The sequence below is a fragment of the Georgenia faecalis genome (genome assembly GCF_003710105.1).
GTDB lineage: Bacteria > Actinomycetota > Actinomycetes > Actinomycetales > Actinomycetaceae > Georgenia_A > Georgenia_A faecalis.
The window spans coordinates 2,309,109-2,323,895 of the sequence record NZ_CP033325.1 but is presented as its reverse complement, the minus strand read 5'-3'; the positions used below and the strand labels follow the sequence as shown (position 1 = coordinate 2,323,895).

General features: G+C 75.1%; 13 protein-coding genes. 8 read left to right on the top strand and 5 right to left on the bottom strand.

Features of this window, described 5'->3' with window-relative positions; genetic code table 11:
• Positions 1-47: 47 nt before the first annotated feature.
• Entirely contained in the window at positions 48-563 is a 516-nt protein-coding gene (gene nrdR / locus EBO36_RS10115; RefSeq protein WP_122824500.1) for a transcriptional regulator NrdR, read from the top strand.
• 48 nt (positions 564-611) lie between these two features.
• Here the strand turns inward: nrdR and EBO36_RS10110 are convergent, their stop codons facing one another.
• The 4 genes from EBO36_RS10110 to EBO36_RS10095 form a co-directional block, all read right to left on the bottom strand.
• The gene (locus EBO36_RS10110) at positions 612-2,315 is read right to left on the bottom strand and encodes an AMP-binding protein (protein WP_122824498.1); all 1,704 of its coding nucleotides are present in this window, start codon (positions 2,313-2,315) and stop codon (positions 612-614) included.
• Between the two features lie 147 nt (positions 2,316-2,462).
• The gene (gene mgrA, locus EBO36_RS10105) at positions 2,463-3,479 is read right to left on the bottom strand and encodes an L-glyceraldehyde 3-phosphate reductase (protein ID WP_122824497.1); all 1,017 of its coding nucleotides are present in this window, start codon (positions 3,477-3,479) and stop codon (positions 2,463-2,465) included.
• A gap of 84 nt (positions 3,480-3,563) precedes the next feature.
• The gene (gene serA, locus EBO36_RS10100) at positions 3,564-4,769 is read right to left on the bottom strand and encodes a phosphoglycerate dehydrogenase (protein WP_241236849.1); all 1,206 of its coding nucleotides are present in this window, start codon (positions 4,767-4,769) and stop codon (positions 3,564-3,566) included.
• A gap of 41 nt (positions 4,770-4,810) precedes the next feature.
• A complete protein-coding gene (locus tag EBO36_RS10095) occupies positions 4,811-7,054 on the bottom strand; it encodes a HelD family protein (protein ID WP_244925263.1) in 2,244 nt (747 codons plus the stop codon).
• A 117-nt stretch (positions 7,055-7,171) separates the two neighbouring features.
• Between EBO36_RS10095 and EBO36_RS10090 the strand changes: the two genes are divergently transcribed.
• The 5 genes from EBO36_RS10090 (at position 7,172) to EBO36_RS10070 (ending at position 11,757) form a co-directional block, all read left to right on the top strand.
• Entirely contained in the window at positions 7,172-8,335 is a 1,164-nt protein-coding gene (locus EBO36_RS10090) for a PP2C family protein-serine/threonine phosphatase (protein ID WP_164471431.1), read from the top strand.
• The gene (locus EBO36_RS10085) at positions 8,332-9,924 is read left to right on the top strand and encodes a sensor histidine kinase (RefSeq protein ID WP_122824490.1); all 1,593 of its coding nucleotides are present in this window, start codon (positions 8,332-8,334) and stop codon (positions 9,922-9,924) included. Before EBO36_RS10090 ends, EBO36_RS10085 begins: the two co-directional genes overlap by 4 nt.
• Before the next feature lie 8 nt (positions 9,925-9,932).
• Complete coding sequence (locus tag EBO36_RS10080) at positions 9,933-10,355, top strand: response regulator (RefSeq protein ID WP_122825602.1); 423 nt, start codon at positions 9,933-9,935, stop codon at positions 10,353-10,355.
• Between the two features lie 65 nt (positions 10,356-10,420).
• Entirely contained in the window at positions 10,421-11,347 is a 927-nt protein-coding gene (locus tag EBO36_RS10075; RefSeq protein WP_122824489.1) for a proteasome assembly chaperone family protein, read from the top strand.
• A 206-nt stretch (positions 11,348-11,553) separates the two neighbouring features.
• Positions 11,554-11,757 carry a cold-shock protein gene (locus EBO36_RS10070; RefSeq protein WP_122824487.1) on the top strand — a complete coding sequence of 68 codons (204 nt, stop codon included), beginning with the start codon at positions 11,554-11,556 and terminating at the stop codon, positions 11,755-11,757.
• Between the two features lie 58 nt (positions 11,758-11,815).
• Here EBO36_RS10070 and EBO36_RS10065 read toward each other — a convergent pair whose 3' ends face one another.
• Positions 11,816-12,703, bottom strand: coding sequence for a spermidine synthase (locus tag EBO36_RS10065; RefSeq protein WP_122824486.1), 888 nt, complete (start codon positions 12,701-12,703; stop codon positions 11,816-11,818).
• A gap of 25 nt (positions 12,704-12,728) precedes the next feature.
• Between EBO36_RS10065 and dinB the strand changes: the two genes are divergently transcribed.
• Together dinB and EBO36_RS10055 are read left to right on the top strand one after the other, a co-directional pair.
• Entirely contained in the window at positions 12,729-14,003 is a 1,275-nt protein-coding gene (dinB, locus tag EBO36_RS10060) for a DNA polymerase IV (protein WP_122824485.1), read from the top strand.
• A 53-nt stretch (positions 14,004-14,056) separates the two neighbouring features.
• Positions 14,057-14,443, top strand: a complete 387-nt coding sequence (locus EBO36_RS10055) for a DUF3040 domain-containing protein (protein ID WP_122824484.1) — start codon at positions 14,057-14,059, stop codon at positions 14,441-14,443.
• Positions 14,444-14,787 lie beyond the last annotated feature (344 nt).

Sequence of the window (14,787 nt, the reverse complement as noted above, 5' to 3'; positions counted from 1 at the left end):
CCGGGGTGCGCGCCGGCCGGGCCTCGCCCGCACGGTACGGTTCGGGGATGCACTGCCCCTTCTGCCGGCACGAGGACACCCGGGTCATCGACTCCCGGACCGCCGACGACGGGTCCGCCATCCGCCGCCGTCGCCAGTGCCCGGAGTGCGGGCGGCGGTTCTCCACGCTGGAGACGTCGAGCCTGTCGGTGGTCAAGCGGTCCGGCGTCGTCGAGCCGTTCAGCCGCGAGAAGGTCGTCTCGGGGGTGCGCAAGGCCTGCCAGGGCCGGCCCGTCTCCGACGACGACCTCGCGCTTCTCGCCCAGCAGGTCGAGGAGGCCGTGCGAGCCAGCGGCGCCGCGCAGATCGACTCCCAGGAGGTCGGCCTCGCCATCCTCGGGCCCCTGCGCGAGCTCGACGAGGTCGCCTACCTGCGCTTCGCCAGCGTCTACTCCGCCTTCTCCTCGCTCGAGGACTTCGAGGCGGCTATCCGTACCCTGCGCGAGGCCGAAGCCGCCCGCGCGCAGGGCGCCTCCGCTACCGTGGGGGACGACCAGGGCGCAGGAACCGGCCCGGTCCGCTGACGGCCGTCGGTGGCGGCGGAGGGGAAGCCGCCGCCACCGACGGCGCCGTCACGACTTGCGCGAGCCCCGCTCCATGAGCTGCTCGCGGACGGTGCGCCGCAGCACCTTGCCGAGCTGGCTGCGCGGCAGCTCCGCGAGCACGGCGACCTGGCGGGGGACCGCGTAGCGCGAGAGCCGCCCCTCGCACCAGTGCCGCACGGCGGCGAGGTCCACCTGGGCGCCCGCCTCGAGGACGAGGGCCGCCACCACCCGGTCGCCGCCCGCCCCGCCGGGAACGCCCACCACCGCGACGTCGGCGACCCCGGGCATGAGGCGCACCGCGTCCTCCACCTGGGAGGGGTAGATGTTGAACCCGCCGGAGATGATGAGCTCCTTAATGCGGTCGGCGAGAGTGACGAAGCCGTCCTCGTCGACGGTGACGATGTCGCCCGTGCGCAGCCAGCCGCCGGGCAGGAGGACCGCGGCACTCTCCTCGGGCTCGCCGTAGTACCCGGAGAACACCTGCGGCCCACGGATGAGCAGCTCGCCCGGGGAGCCGGGCTCGACGTCGACGTCGGGGTTCTCGGGGTCGACGACCCGGATCTGCGTCGAGGGGAAGGGGATGCCCAGCGTGCCGGGCCGGCGGTCCGGGCTCAGGGGGCTTCCCAGGGCAACGGGTGAGCTCTCGGTCATGCCGTAGCCCTCGACGATGAGCCCGCCGGTGACCCGCTCCCAGCGCGCGGCGACCTCGGGGTCCAGGGCCATGGCGCCGGAGATGGAGTACCGGATGGTGCGCAGGTCTGCGCCGCGCTCCTCGGCCGCGCGGGCCAGCTTGTCGAAGATCGGCGGGACCCCCGGCAGGAAGGTCGCGGGGCGGCGGCGCATGGCGGCGAGCGTCATGTCGACGTCGAACCGGGGGAGCACCACCTGCGTGGCCCCCATCCGCACGGCGAAGGTGAGGCACAGGGTGAGGCCGAAGGCGTGGAAGAAGGGCAGGACGGCGTAGAACGTCTCCTTGCCCTCCTCGAGGCCGCTCACCCACGCCTGCCCCTGCGTGGCGTTGGCCATGAGGTTGCGGTGGGTGAGAGCCACGGCCTTCGGCGTCCCGGTGGTCCCGCCCGTGTGGAGGAGCACGGCGAGGTCCCCGGGCGCCGGGCGGGGGCCGTCGACGGGCCGCGCGGCACGCACGCCGCGGTCCCAGGAGCGCACGCCCGCGGGGACCGGGCCGCGCATGGCGTCGCGCTGGCGCCGCGCGGCGGGCAGGGGCAGGCGCAGGAGGAGGCGGGAGGAGCGGGGCAGGGCGGCGGTGAGGTCGACGGCGTAGACGGTGCGCCCGCCGAGGTCGCCGTCCGGGCAGACCAGCGGCAGGGCCTTCTCCCAGGCGACGACGACGCGCGCACCGTGCCGGGCGAGCTGGGCCTGGACCTCCTCGGCCGGGGCGAGCGGGTTGTGCTCGGCCACCACGGCACCGAGGCGGAGCACGGCGTAGAACGCGACGACGTGCTGGGGGCAGTTGGGCAGGACGAGGGCGACGCGGTCCCCGGCCCGCACGCCGGCGTCCTGGAGGAGCCCCGCGGCTCGTGCCACCTCCTGCTCGAGGGCGGCGTAGGTCGTGCTCGCGCCGAGGAAGTCGAGGGCGACCCGGTCGGGGTACCGGCGGGCGGCGTCGTCCAGCAGGGCTCCGACGTCACGCTCGTCGACGTCGATCTCGGCCGGCACGCCCGGCGCGTAGAAGGCACGGCCCGCGTCGTAGCGGTTCGGGGCACGGTCCATGGTGTCCTCCTCGTGCGGGCCGTGGGGACGGACCGCCGGTCAGCGAAAACTACGCATGCGTAGGTTATGTCCGCCGGACCCCTACGGACGAACCGCCCCGGTGGACCCGTCGCGCACCGCGACGGGTCCACCCGGACGGGCTCGGCCCTACCAGATGTTGATGCCGGCCTCGACGGCGTCGGCGTCGATGCGCCGCAGCTCCTCGTCGCTGAAGGCGAGGTTCCCCAGGGCATCGAGGGAGTCGTCGAGCTGGGCCACGCTGGAGGCGCCGATGAGCGCGGTGGTGACGCGCTCGTCGCGCAGCACCCACGCCAGCGCCATCTGCGCCAGGGTCTGCCCACGCTCACCGGCGAGGGTGTGCAGCGCGCGGACGTGGCCGAGGGTGGCCTCGTTGAGGAACTCCCGGCGCAGCGACCCGCCGCGGGCCGCGCGCGAGTCCTCGGGGATCCCGTCGAGGTACTTGTCGGTGAGCATGCCCTGCGCGAGGGGGGAGAAGACGACGTTGCCCATCCCGCCGTCGTGGGTGACGTCCAGCGCGCTCGGCTCCCCGGACTCGATCCAGCGGTTGAGCATGGAGTAGGAGGGCTGGTGGACGGTGAGCCGCAGGCCGATCTCGGCCGCCACCTCGAGGGCCTGCGCCACCCGCACGGCGGAGTAGGAGGAGATTCCGGCGTACAGGGCCCGCCCGGAGTCGACGGCGGTCTTGAGCGCCCCGAGGGTCTCCTCGAGCGGCGTCGTCGGGTCGTCGCGGTGGCTGTAGAAGATGTCGACGTAGTCCAGGCCCATCCGCGCCAGTGACGCGTCGAGGGAGGCGAGCAGGTACTTGCGGGAGCCGCCGTCGCCGTAGGGGCCGGGCCACATCTCGTACCCGGCCTTCGTCGAGACGACGAGCTCGTCGCGGTACGGCGCGAGCTCGCGGGCGAGCAGTCGTCCGAAGAACTCCTCGGCCGCCCCGGGCGGGGGGCCGTAGTTGTTCGCGAGGTCGATGTGGGTGACCCCCCGGTCGAACGCGCGCAGGACGATCGCCTGCTGCGTCTCAGGGGCGTTCGCGGCGCCGAAGTTCTGCCACAGGCCCAGGGCGATGGCGGGCAGGTCGAGGCCGCTGCGCCCGCAGCGGCGGTAGGTCATGGAGGAGTAGCGGTCATCCGCAGCGACATAGGTCATGCCTGGCACGCTACCGCCGCGCGGGTCGGGCGGCGCGCGCCGCGGGGCCTCCCGGCGGCGCCCTTCGCCGGCGCCGCGGCGCCCTCAGGTCGCGGGGAGCACCCGCAGCCGGATGGTGTCCTCCACCTCGCTGAGGGCGGCGATCGCCTCGTCCGGCAGGGAGGTGCCGATGTCGGTGATGACGTAGCCGATCTCCCCGCGGGTCCCGAGGATCTGGCCCTCGATGTTCGCGCCGTGCTCGGCGAAGGTCTGGTTGACCAGGGCGAGCACGCCGGGGGTGTTGCGGTGCAGGTAGCTCACCCGGTAGCGGGCCTGGGCGGCCGGCTCGAGGACGAGGGAGGGCACGTTGACGCTCATCGTCGTCGTCCCGTCGGCGAGGTAGCGGGCGAGCTTGTGCGAGACGAACGAGCCGATGCCCTCCTGCGCCTCCTCGGTGGACCCGCCCACGTGCGGCGTGAGGATGACGTTGGGCAGCGTCCGCAGCTCGGAGTCGAACGGGTCGCCGTTGCGCTTGGGCTCGTCGGGGAAGACGTCGACGGCGGCGCCCGCCACGTGCCCGGAGCGCACGTGGTCGCGCAGGGCGGCGTAGTCGACGAGGAACCCGCGCGAGAGGTTGAGGAAGATTGCCCCGGGACGCATCCGCTCGAACTGCTCGCGGCCGAACATCCCGGCGTTGCCCGCGCGGCCGTCCACGTGCAGGGTGACGACGTCGGCGACCTCGAGCAGCGCGTCGAGGCTGGGCATCCGCTGGGCGTTGCCGAGGGCGAGCTTCTCCGCGTTGTCGAAGAAGACCACCCGCATGCCGAGGGCCTCGGCGACGACGGACAGCTGCGTGCCGATGTTGCCGTACCCGACGATGCCGAGGGTCCGCCCGCGCACCTCGTGGGCCCCGGCCGCGGACTTCTCCCACACCCCGGCGTGCAGGGCGCTGTCCCGCTCGGTGAGGCGGCGGTTGAGGGCGATGATCTCCGCGACCGCCAGCTCGACGACGGACCGGGTGTTGGAGAACGGGGCGTTGAAGACGGCGATGCCCTCCCGGGCCGCCGCCGCCAGGTCGATCTGGTTGGTGCCGATGCAGAAGGCCCCGATGGCGAGCAGCTGCGGCGCGGCCGCCAGGACGCGCGCGCTCACCTGGGTCTTCGACCGGATGCCGAGCACCTGCACGTCCTCGAGCGCGGCGATGAGCTCGTCCTCGTCCATCGCGCCGGCGTGCCGGACGACGTCGAGGCCGAGCGCGCTCAGGGCGGCGTCGGCGTTGGGGTGGGGGTTCTCGAGGAGGAGGGCGCGCACGGGGACATTGTGCCCCCCGCCGGGGGCGCGGCGGGATTCGCTCACTCGGGCTGGACCAGCCCCGGCGGCAGGTCGGCGCTGTGGACGACGTGCAGCCGCTTCGTCGGGCGGGTCATGGCGACGTAGAGGTCCCCGGGGCCGGTCGCGCCGATCTCCTCGGGCTCGAGGAGGACGACGACGTCGAACTCCAGCCCCTTGGCGGCCACCGGGTCGAGGACGAGCGCCCGCGCGGTGAGCGGGTCCGTGCCGGGGCCGGCGACGTCGGGCACCCGGTCGGCAAGCGCGGCGTGGACGTCGGCGGTCCGCCCGGGCGCGGTGATGACGGCCAGTCGCCCCGCGTCGAGGGCGGCGAGCTCGTCGCTGACGACGTGCACGAGGCCGTCGAGGTCGCCCGGCGCGGCGAGGCGGGTGGTGCGCAGGGCGTCCGGGACGTCCCGGGCGGAGCGGGCCGGGACGGCGTGGGCGCCGCCCCGGGCGCGCAGCACGGCGGCCGCCGAGTCCATGACGCTGGCGGGGGTGCGGTAGTTGATGGTGAGCACCTCCTCGCGGACGTTCTCCCGGGCCGCGTCCCCGAGGACGTCCGACCACGAGGAGGCGCGGGTGTGCCCCGAGCGCTGGTCGAGGTCGCCGACGAGGGTCATCGAGCGCGTCGGGCAGCGCCGCAGGAGCGCGCGCCACGCCATGGGGGAGAGCTCCTGGGCCTCGTCGACGACGATGTGCCCGAAGGTCCACTCGCGGTCCCCGACCGCCCGCTCGGCGGTGGTGAGGCGCGGCCCGCGCTCGGTGAAGCGCCCGGCGAGCGTGGCAGCGTCGACCATGCCGGCGCCCAGGCCGTCGGCGGCGATGGCGTGCTCGGCGTAGGCCACCTCGGCGGCGCGCTCGGCGGCCCGGGCGCGGCGGGCTCGCTCGGCCTCGGGCCGCTCGAGCTCACCGAGGAGATGGGCGAGCTCGTCGAGGAGGGGCAGATCGGCGGGGGTGAGGGCGGCGTCCGGGTCGCGCCGCAGGGCGGCCCGCTCCGCCGCGGTGAGCATGGGCGCGTGGCGGGCGAGGAGCGCCGGGTCGGAGTACAGCCGGCGCAGCAGGGTCTGCGGCGACGTCGGCATCCAGCACAGGTTGATCTCGCGGCGCGCGTCGACGGACTCCCGGACGGAGGCCCGCAGGTAGTCCCGCTCGGCCGCCTCGTCGAGCCCCTTCTCCTGGGCCCAGCGCCGCACGAGGGCGTCGAGCGCGGCGTTGGCGTAGGTCTTGCGGGCCACGTTGTGCGGCTTGCCGGTGCGCCGGGCGCGCTCCTGCGCGCGGCGGACGTCGTCGGGCTCGAGGACGAGGTGCTCGCCGTCGACGTCGAGCACCACCGGGCCGGCGAGCGGGCGCGGCAGGGCCCGCACGGCCCGGCGCAGCACCTCCGCCATCACCGCCCGGCCCTTGACCTCGGCGGCCGCCTCCGGCTCCGTGCCGGTGGCCGGGACGTCGGCGAGCAGCTCGCCCATGGTCGTCGCGACGACGTCGGTCTCGCCGAGGGAGGGCAGGACCTGCTCGATGTAGCGCAGGAACACCCGGCTGGGCCCGACGAGGAGCACGCCCGAGCGCTCGAGGCGCTCGCGGTAAGTGTAGAGCAGGTAGGCCGCCCGGTGCAGGGCGACGGCGGTCTTGCCGGTGCCCGGCCCACCCTGGACGACGAGGACGCCCTCGCGCGGCGCGCGGATGACGCGGTCCTGCTCCGCCTGGATGGTGGCGACGATGTCGCTCATCCGGCCCTCGCGCGCGGCGGCCATGGCGGCGAAGAGCGCGCCCTCGCCGGTGAGGCCCTCGGGCAGGTCGGCCGCGGCGGTGTCGAGGAGCTCGTCCTCGGCGCCGACCACGTGCCGTTCGCGCGTCATGAGGTGGCGGCGGCGGACGACGTCGCCCGGGTGGGCCGCCGTGGCCTGGTAGAAGGGCTGTGCCGCGGGCGCCCGCCAGTCGATGAGCAGGGAGGTGTGCTCGGCGTCGGCGAGGCCGATGCGCCCGATGTACCGCCGGGTCGTGTCGGTGAGGTCGAGGCGGCCGAAGACGAGCCGGTTCTCCACCTGGTCCAGGCGCGCGAGGGTGTCCTCGTAGTGCGCGGCGAACGCGTCCCGCTCGGAGCGGTTCTGCGGGGAGCCGGACGGCCCGGCCCGGCGGACCTCGGCGAGGCGCTGGCGGTAGTCGGTGCGCAGCTCGTCGAGGCGGGCGTAGGCGCGCGCGACGAAGGCCTGGTCGTCGGCCCATGCCGGTCCGCTCGACCGCTCCTGCGTCTGGGTGAGGTCCACCCGTGCCTCCGTCTCCCCGGCCGTGCCGGCTCGGCGAACCATTATCGCTGACCGCGGGCGCGACGCAGATCGCCAGTGCCCGGGCCGTACGATGACGCCCGACGAAGGGACATCTCCGTGCACGATCACGCCGTTCGGGCGACCCCGGCCCCCGCGGCCGAGGCGCTCCACATCCTCCTCGTCGAGGACGACGACGGTGACGCCTTCCTCGTGGAGGAGCTCCTCGCCGAGGCCGACCTCCGCCCGGACCTCACCCGGGCCTGGAGCCTCGAGGCCGCGCTGGACGCGCTGGCGGTGCCCGTGGACTGCGTGCTCCTCGACCTCGGCCTGCCGGACGCGAGCGGCCTCGACGCGCTCGTGCGGCTGCGTGAGGTCTCCGACGCCGCCCTCGTGGTCCTCACCGGTCTCGACGACGCCGCGCGGGGGGTCCAGGCGGTGGCCGCCGGCGCGCAGGACTACCTCGTCAAGGGCACCGTCGACGGCGAGCTCCTCGGGCGGGCCGTGCGTTACGCCGTCGAGCGGCGCCGGGCCGAGCAGGAGCGCGCCGTCCACGAGGCGACGCGCCGCCGGGCGGAGCAGACCTCCCGCCTCGAGCGGAACCTCCTCGCCGCGCCGTCCCTGCCGCAGGGCGACGTGCACGTCACCGTCCGCGACCGGGTCGGCGACGCCGGGGTGCTCGGCAGTGACGTCTATGACGCCGTGCAGCGCCCGGACGGCAGCGTCCTCGCCCTCGTCGGGAACGTCGCCGGCGACGGGCCGGACGCGGCGGCGCTCGGCGCCTGCCTGCGGATCGCCTGGCGGGCCCTGGCGCTCGCCGACCTCGCCCCCGAGGAGGTCCTCCAGGGCCTGGAGCGGGTCCTGCGGACCGAGCGGGGGCAGACCGGCCTCGCCGCGTCCGCCGTCGTCGCGGCCCTCGACGGCCACCACGCCCGGGTCTGGCTCGCGGCCCACCCGGCCCCGCTCGTCGTGGGCCCCGACGGCGTCCGCCCGGTCTCCGCGACGAACGGTCCGGCCCTCGGCGCCGGTGGCGACACGTGGGTGCCCGCCGAGCTCCACCTCGCCGACGGCGAGCGGCTCCTGCTCTTCTCCGAGGGGCTGACGTCGGCCCGCCGCGACGGCGGGGAGCCGCTCGGCGAGGACCGCCTGCGCCAGGTCCTCCTCCAGGCGAGCGGGCAGGCCGCGGACGACGCCGGGCTCGCCGACGCCGTCGTCCGGGTGGCCGGGCGCTACGGCGCGCCGGACGACCACCTCGCGCTGCTCGTCCTGCGGCCCCCGGCATGAGCGCCACGCACGCGTGGACCCTGCGCACCCGGGTCCGCAACGCCCTCGTCGCGGCCGGTCTCGTCCTGGGGCTGGTCCTCGCGGTCGCCGCCGTCGCCCTCGCGCAGGTGAGCCGGGAGCAGGACCAGGTCACCGGGGTGCTCTTCGCCTCCGTGGTCGGGCTGGAGGAGGCCCACGCGGACCTCGTCGACGCCGAGGCGGCCGTGCGGGCGTATGCCGTCACCGCCGACGAGAGCACGCTCATGGCGTACGAGGCCCTCGACGTGCCCCAGGTGGTCGAGGACCTCGAGGCCTCGACCGCCGTCCTGTCCGGCGACGCCGCCACGGAGGCGGCCGTCGCGCGGCTCGTCGAGGCCATCGAGGCGTGGGACCGCGAGTACGCTGCGCCGGCCGTGGCGCGCGCGGCGGCCGAGGGCCCGGACCCCGACTACGCCGAGAGCCGCGGGCCGGGCCGGGAGCTGTTCGCCGAGGTCCGCCTCGGCCTGGAGACCGCCATGGACGCGCTGCTCGACTACCGCGCGGACGCCGCCGACAGCCTGGCCAGCTGGCGGTCGGTACTCGTGGGATCGGTCGTCGCGGCGGTGGTGGCAGCGCTCGCCGTGGGCACCGGGCTCTGGCTCTTCCTGCGGTCCTGGGTCACCGAGCCGCTCGCCCGCCTCGCCTCCGCGAGCCGCGCCGTCGCCGACGGCGACCTCACCCAGCACGTGGAGGGCCACGGCCCCCAGGAGGTCGTCTCGCTGGGCCGCGACGTCGAGCAGATGCGCGGCCGCCTGGTCGCCGAGCTCGAGGCGTCCCGCCAGGCCCGCGCCGAGCTCGAGGCCTCGAACCGCGACCTCGAGCAGTTCGCCTACGTCGCCTCGCACGACCTGCAGGAGCCGTTGCGCAAGGTCGCCTCCTTCACCCAGCTGCTCCAGCGCCGCTACGGCGGGCAGCTCGACGAGCGCGCGGACCAGTACATCGAGTTCGCCGTCGACGGCGCCAAGCGGATGCAGCGCCTCATCCAGGACCTGCTCACCTTCTCCCGCGTGGGTCGGACCGGGGAGCCCGACGCCGTCGTCGAGCTCGACGCGTGCCTGCGGGACGCGCTGGCGAACGTCGCGGCGTCGGTGGAGACCTCGGGCGCCGAGGTGAGTGCCGACCCCCTGCCCGAGGTGAGCGGCCACGCCGTGGCGCTCACCCAGCTCCTGCAGAACCTCGTGGGCAATGCCCTGAAGTTCCGCGACCCCGAAAGGGTGCCCCGGGTGCACATCGCCGTCGAGCGGGTGGGCGAGGAGTGGGTCTTCGAGTGCCGCGACAACGGCATCGGCATCGAGCCCCGGCACGCGGAGCGGGTGTTCGTCATCTTCCAGCGGCTGCACGCCAAGGAGGCCTACGGCGGCACCGGCATCGGCCTGGCGCTGTGCAAGCGGATCGTCGAGATGCACGGGGGCACCATCGCCATCGTCCCCCGCGACGACGGCGAGCACGGGACCGTCGTGCGGTGGACCCTGCCCGTGGCGCCGGCCCGGGCGACCGAGCGCCCCGGCGTCGGCGAGAATGCCCCTGCGGCCGACGGGGCCGCACCAGCCCGAGCACCGGAGGCACAGTGAGCCAGGAGATGGTCGAGGTCCTCCTCGTCGAGGACGACCCGGGGGACGTCCTCATGACGCAGGAGGCGTTCGCGGACTACAAGGTGGCCAACCGCCTCACGGTGGTGAGCGACGGGGAGTCCGCGATGGCGTACCTGCGCAAGGAGGGCGCGCACGCCGGTGCCCCCACGCCGGACCTCATCCTCCTCGACCTCAACCTGCCGCGGATGGACGGCCGCGAGGTCCTCGCCGAGCTCAAGGAGGACCCGGACCTGCGCCGGGTGCCCGTGGTCGTCCTCACCACCTCGGACGCGGAGGAGGACATCATGCGCAGCTACAACCTCCACGCCAACGCCTACGTCACCAAGCCCGTCGACTTCGAGCGCTTCATCGAGGTGGTCCGCCAGATCGACGACTTCTTCGTCTCCGTGGTGCGCCTGCCGCGCCGCTGAGGGGAATGCGAGTCGGTCCCCGCGCGTTGCTATCCACAGACCTAGCACACGAGAGGAAGGGCGCCATGACACAGCTGTACACGATGGCCCCGGCGGCCGCCGAGATCGAGGACGTCCCCGTCCTCATCCACGCACTGCACGGCGCGATGGATGCGGGGCGCGCCGGCGCCCTCGTCGCGCGGCACCTCGAGGGGACCCTCGGTGCCCGACGCGTCGCCACCTTCGACCCCGACGAGCTGATCGACTACCGCGCCCGCCGCCCCGTGATGACGTTCGAGGACGGGCGGTGGACGGAGTACGCCGAGCCGACCCTCGCCCTCGACCTGCTGCACGACGACGAGGGCACGCCGCTGCTGCTGCTCCACGGTCCGGAGCCCGACCTGCGGTGGGAGGGCTTCGTCGCCGCGGTGACCGAGCTCGTCGAGCGGTTCGGCGTGCAGCGCACCATCGGCATCCACGGCATCCCCATGGCCGTGCCGCACACCCGTCCGACGACGGTGACCGCGCACGCCACCGACGCCTCGCTCATCCCCGCCGCGCCCGACGCCCTGGGTACGCTCCAGGTCCCCGGCTCCGCCGCGGCGCTCCTCGAGCTGCGCCTGGGCCGGTCGGGCCACGACGCGCTCGGGTTCGCGGCGAACGTCCCGCACTACCTCGCGCAGAGCGAGTTCCCGCAGGCGGCGGCCGAGCTCGTCCGCCAGGTGGCGCGCAGCTCCGGTCTGGCGCTGCCCGTCGGTGAGCTCGAGGCCGCCGCGGTGGAGGCCGCCGCAGACATCGACCGCCAGGTGGCCGCGTCCGCCGAGGTGGGCGCCGTCGTCCACGCCCTCGAGCAGCAGTTCGACGCCTTCATGGCCGGCGCGGACCGGGCCGCCCACGGCACGCTGCTCGCGCAGCCCGTCGAGCTGCCCACGGCGGAGGAGATCGGCGCCGAGCTCGAGGCCTTTCTCGCGGACCACGGCCCGGGCGACGGGGACGACGACAACGCGTCCTAAGTATGCCGTTTTATCCCGTCCGGTACGGGTGTCGGTATGGCCTAGAAATGCACTCGCCCTCGTGCCAGACTGACCGCGTTGCAGTTGCGGATCGCTTACGTGTGGCCCCGGCCCGGCCGGGCAGAGCAAGACGTGGGACGAGGCATTGCGGCACAGCGGGACCGGTACAGAGCCGGTTCCACTAACGTCCCCGGAAGGACAGCACCATGGCACAGGGAACCGTGAAGTGGTTCAACGCGGAGAAGGGGTACGGCTTCATCGCCCAGGACGGTGGCGGCGCTGACGTCTTCGTCCACTACTCGGCGATCGAGTCCGACGGATACCGCAGCCTCGACGAGGCGCAGCGCGTCGAGTTCGAGATCACCCAGGGCCCCAAGGGTCCGCAGGCGGAGAGCGTCCGCCCGCTCTGATCTGACGTCACGATGGGCCCGCGTCGCACGACGCGGGCCCATCGGCGTGTCCGGGGCCCTACGGCCCGGCCGCTGCGGCGGTGCCGGAGTCGTGCAGCGCGGCTGGGTCGGGCACCGGGGCGGGGTCCCGCAGCGGGGCCGCCGTGCCCGCGAAGTCCGCGACCTCGGCGCCGTGCCGGAGCTGGACCGGAAGCGGGAGGGTGCGCAGCGCGCGACCGAGGAGCGTGACGTCCACCGGCTCGACCGAGGCGGCGAGGACGACGTTGCCGAACCGTCGCCCGCGCAGGATCGCCGGGTCGGCGATGAGGAGGACGTGCGGGAACACCGCCCGCAGCGTGGCGACCTCGGCGCGCGCCGCCCGCAGCGGCGGCCGGTCGGTGAGGTTGACGAGGTAGAGGCCCGACTCGCGCAGGGCGCGCCTGGCCTCCTGCGCCGCCTCGAGGGTGCGCACGTGCGGCGGGACCTCGGGGCCCGCGAAGACGTCGCGGATCACCACGTCCCAGGCCCCCGGCGTCAGGGTGCCGAGCACCTGACGGGCGTCCCCGACGCGGATCCGCAGCCGGGGGGCCCGGGGCAGGCCGAACCACTCGCGCACCAGCCGGGCGAGCTCGGCGTCGAGCTCGACGACGAGCTGGGTCGACCCCGGCCGCAGGGCGTCCAGCGCCCGGGCGAAGGTGCACGCCCCGCCCCCGAGGTGGACGGCTCGGAGGGGCTCGTCGGGGCGGGCGACGTCGAGCACGGCGAGCATCTGCTGGAGGTACTCGAACTCGAGGTAGGTCGCGTCGGCGAGGTCGACGTGGGAGCTCTCGGCGTCGTCGAGGTAGAGGGTCACGGCGTCGGGCCGGCTCGGGTCCCGGACCAGCTCGGCCTCGGCGGTGCTGGTGGGGACGGGCGCGGTGGGCAGTGCCTCGACGGACGCCGCCCGGGGGGCTCGGCGCGGTGGCATGGCCCCAGGCTAACCTGGGCGCGGGATGAGCAAGGGACCGCGGAACCCGGCCGCACGGCGCGACTGGGGCGACGACGACGCCGGGTGCGCCGTCCTGCACGTCGACATGGACGCGTTCTTCGCGGCGGTCGAGCTCCGCTCCCGCCCGGAGCTGCACGGCCGGCCGGTCATCGTCGGGGGCGCCCACCGCGGCGTCGTCCTGTCCGCCACGTACGAGGCGCGCGCGTTCGGCGTGCACGCGGCCATGCCCATGGCGCGGGCGCGGGCGCTGTGCCCGACGGCGGTCGTCATCCCGCCCGACCACGCGAGCTACGTGCGGGTGTCGGGGCAGGTGATGGCGGTCCTCGCGGAGGTGACGCCGGTCCTCGAGAAGGTGAGCATCGACGAGGCGTTCCTCGACGTGGCCGGGGCGCGCCGTCGGCTGGGGACCCCCACGGAGATCGGGCACGTCATCCGGGAGCGGGTGCGCCGGGAGACCGGGGTGAGCGCCTCGGTGGGGGTCGCCGCGACGAAGTTCGTCGCCAAGCTCGCCTCCGCGCACGCCAAGCCCGACGGGCTCCTCCTCGTGCCGCAGGAGGCGACGGTGCCCTTCCTCCACACCCTGCCCGTGGGCGCGCTCGCGGGCGTGGGGGACAAGACCCGCGAGACGTTGCACCGGCACGGGATCGACACGGTCGCCGAGCTCGCGGCGCACGGCCCGCGCACGCTCCACCGGGTCGTCGGCGTCGCTGCGGGGCAGCGGCTCTACGACCTCGCCCGGGGCATCGACCCACGGCCCGTCCAGCCCGGCCGGGTGGAGAAGTCGGTGGGCACGGAGACCACGTTCGCCGACGACATCGCCGACCGTGCCACGCTCGCGGCGGTGCTCCTCGACGCCGCCCACCGGTGCGCGGCGCGCCTGCGGGCCGACGGCATGCTCGCCCGGACGGTCGCTCTCAAGGTGCGCTACGCCGACTTCACCACGATCCAGCGCTCGCGCGGCATCGACGCCACGGACGTCGCCCACGACCTCTTCCGCGCCGCCCGCGACCTCCTCGACGCCGTCGACGTCCCGCCGAGCGGCCTGCGCCTGCTGGGCGTGCGCGCCGAGAACCTCAGCCCGGCGCGCACGACGGGCGTGCAGGACCAGCTCGGGGCGACCGGTGCGCGGCGCGGCGCGGAGGCGGCCATGGACGGTATCCGGGCGCGGTACGGCGACCGTGCACTGGGCCCGGCGTCCCTGCTCAGGGCGGGTGAGGCCGTCCGCCCGGGGGCGGTGGACCGCTCGGCTTCCCCGCCGGGGCCTGGCGACCTATCCTGAACCAACAACGCCCCGGGTCCGGGGTCCGTCGACGGTAGAAGTGGGGGGGTCTGATGCCTCTCTCCGAGTACGAGCAGCGTGTGCTCCATCAGATGGAGCAGCAGCTGCGGTCCGATGACCCGCGGTTGGCCAGCTCGTTGTCGCCTGAGCCGAAGGTGTCCGTGCGGCGACTCGTGCTGGGATCGCTCGCGGTCCTGGCGGGGCTGGCGATGCTCGTGGGCGGTGTGGCCCTGAGCCAGGTGTGGCTGGGCGTGCTCGGCTTCGTCTCGATGCTCGGTGGAGTCATGCTCGCGGTGACCCGGCAGAAGCGTGGACCGGCACCGGTCGCCGGTGCGGGCTCGCGCCCGGCCGCCCGCCCGGCCCCCGCCAAGCGCACCGGCTCCGGCTCGTTCATGAAGCGCCTCGAGGAGCGCTGGGACCGTCGTCGCGACGAGCACTGACGCTCGCCGGCAGCACGCCAGCACCACCTGATCACCCCCGGTCGCCACCGGCCTGCGCGCCCTGCGGCCTTCTCGCGCCCGCCCTGCCGGTCTTTGGCGCCGCCATGCGGCCGTTAGTGCTGCCGCGCGGGTGGCCCGCCCCGCGCACGGCGCCGTAACACGCGCACGGCGGTAGGCAACGCGCTCCCCGCGGGCTCCGCGGGCGGCCGCGCCACCCCCTCCACATCGCTCCCCGCCTCCGCGGGGGCGGCCTCCCGCGCGCCTCCACATCGCTCCCCGCCCGGGCCGATCGGCGGTTCTGCGCCAGGGGTCCCGCCCGTCCCCGCGCGCGACGTCCGCGGGCG

Coding starts and splice junctions, on each gene's coding strand:
- EBO36_RS10110 (WP_122824498.1), bottom strand. CDS start 2,315: ATGGACCGTGCCCCGAACCGCTACGACGCGGGCCGTGCCTTCTACGCG.
- EBO36_RS10055 (WP_122824484.1), top strand. CDS start 14,057: ATGCCTCTCTCCGAGTACGAGCAGCGTGTGCTCCATCAGATGGAGCAG.
- EBO36_RS10070 (WP_122824487.1), top strand. CDS start 11,554: ATGGCACAGGGAACCGTGAAGTGGTTCAACGCGGAGAAGGGGTACGGC.
- nrdR (WP_122824500.1), top strand. CDS start 48: ATGCACTGCCCCTTCTGCCGGCACGAGGACACCCGGGTCATCGACTCC.
- EBO36_RS10075 (WP_122824489.1), top strand. CDS start 10,421: ATGACACAGCTGTACACGATGGCCCCGGCGGCCGCCGAGATCGAGGAC.
- EBO36_RS10065 (WP_122824486.1), bottom strand. CDS start 12,703: ATGCCACCGCGCCGAGCCCCCCGGGCGGCGTCCGTCGAGGCACTGCCC.
- mgrA (WP_122824497.1), bottom strand. CDS start 3,479: ATGACCTATGTCGCTGCGGATGACCGCTACTCCTCCATGACCTACCGC.
- EBO36_RS10085 (WP_122824490.1), top strand. CDS start 8,332: ATGAGCGCCACGCACGCGTGGACCCTGCGCACCCGGGTCCGCAACGCC.
- EBO36_RS10080 (WP_122825602.1), top strand. CDS start 9,933: ATGGTCGAGGTCCTCCTCGTCGAGGACGACCCGGGGGACGTCCTCATG.
- dinB (WP_122824485.1), top strand. CDS start 12,729: ATGAGCAAGGGACCGCGGAACCCGGCCGCACGGCGCGACTGGGGCGAC.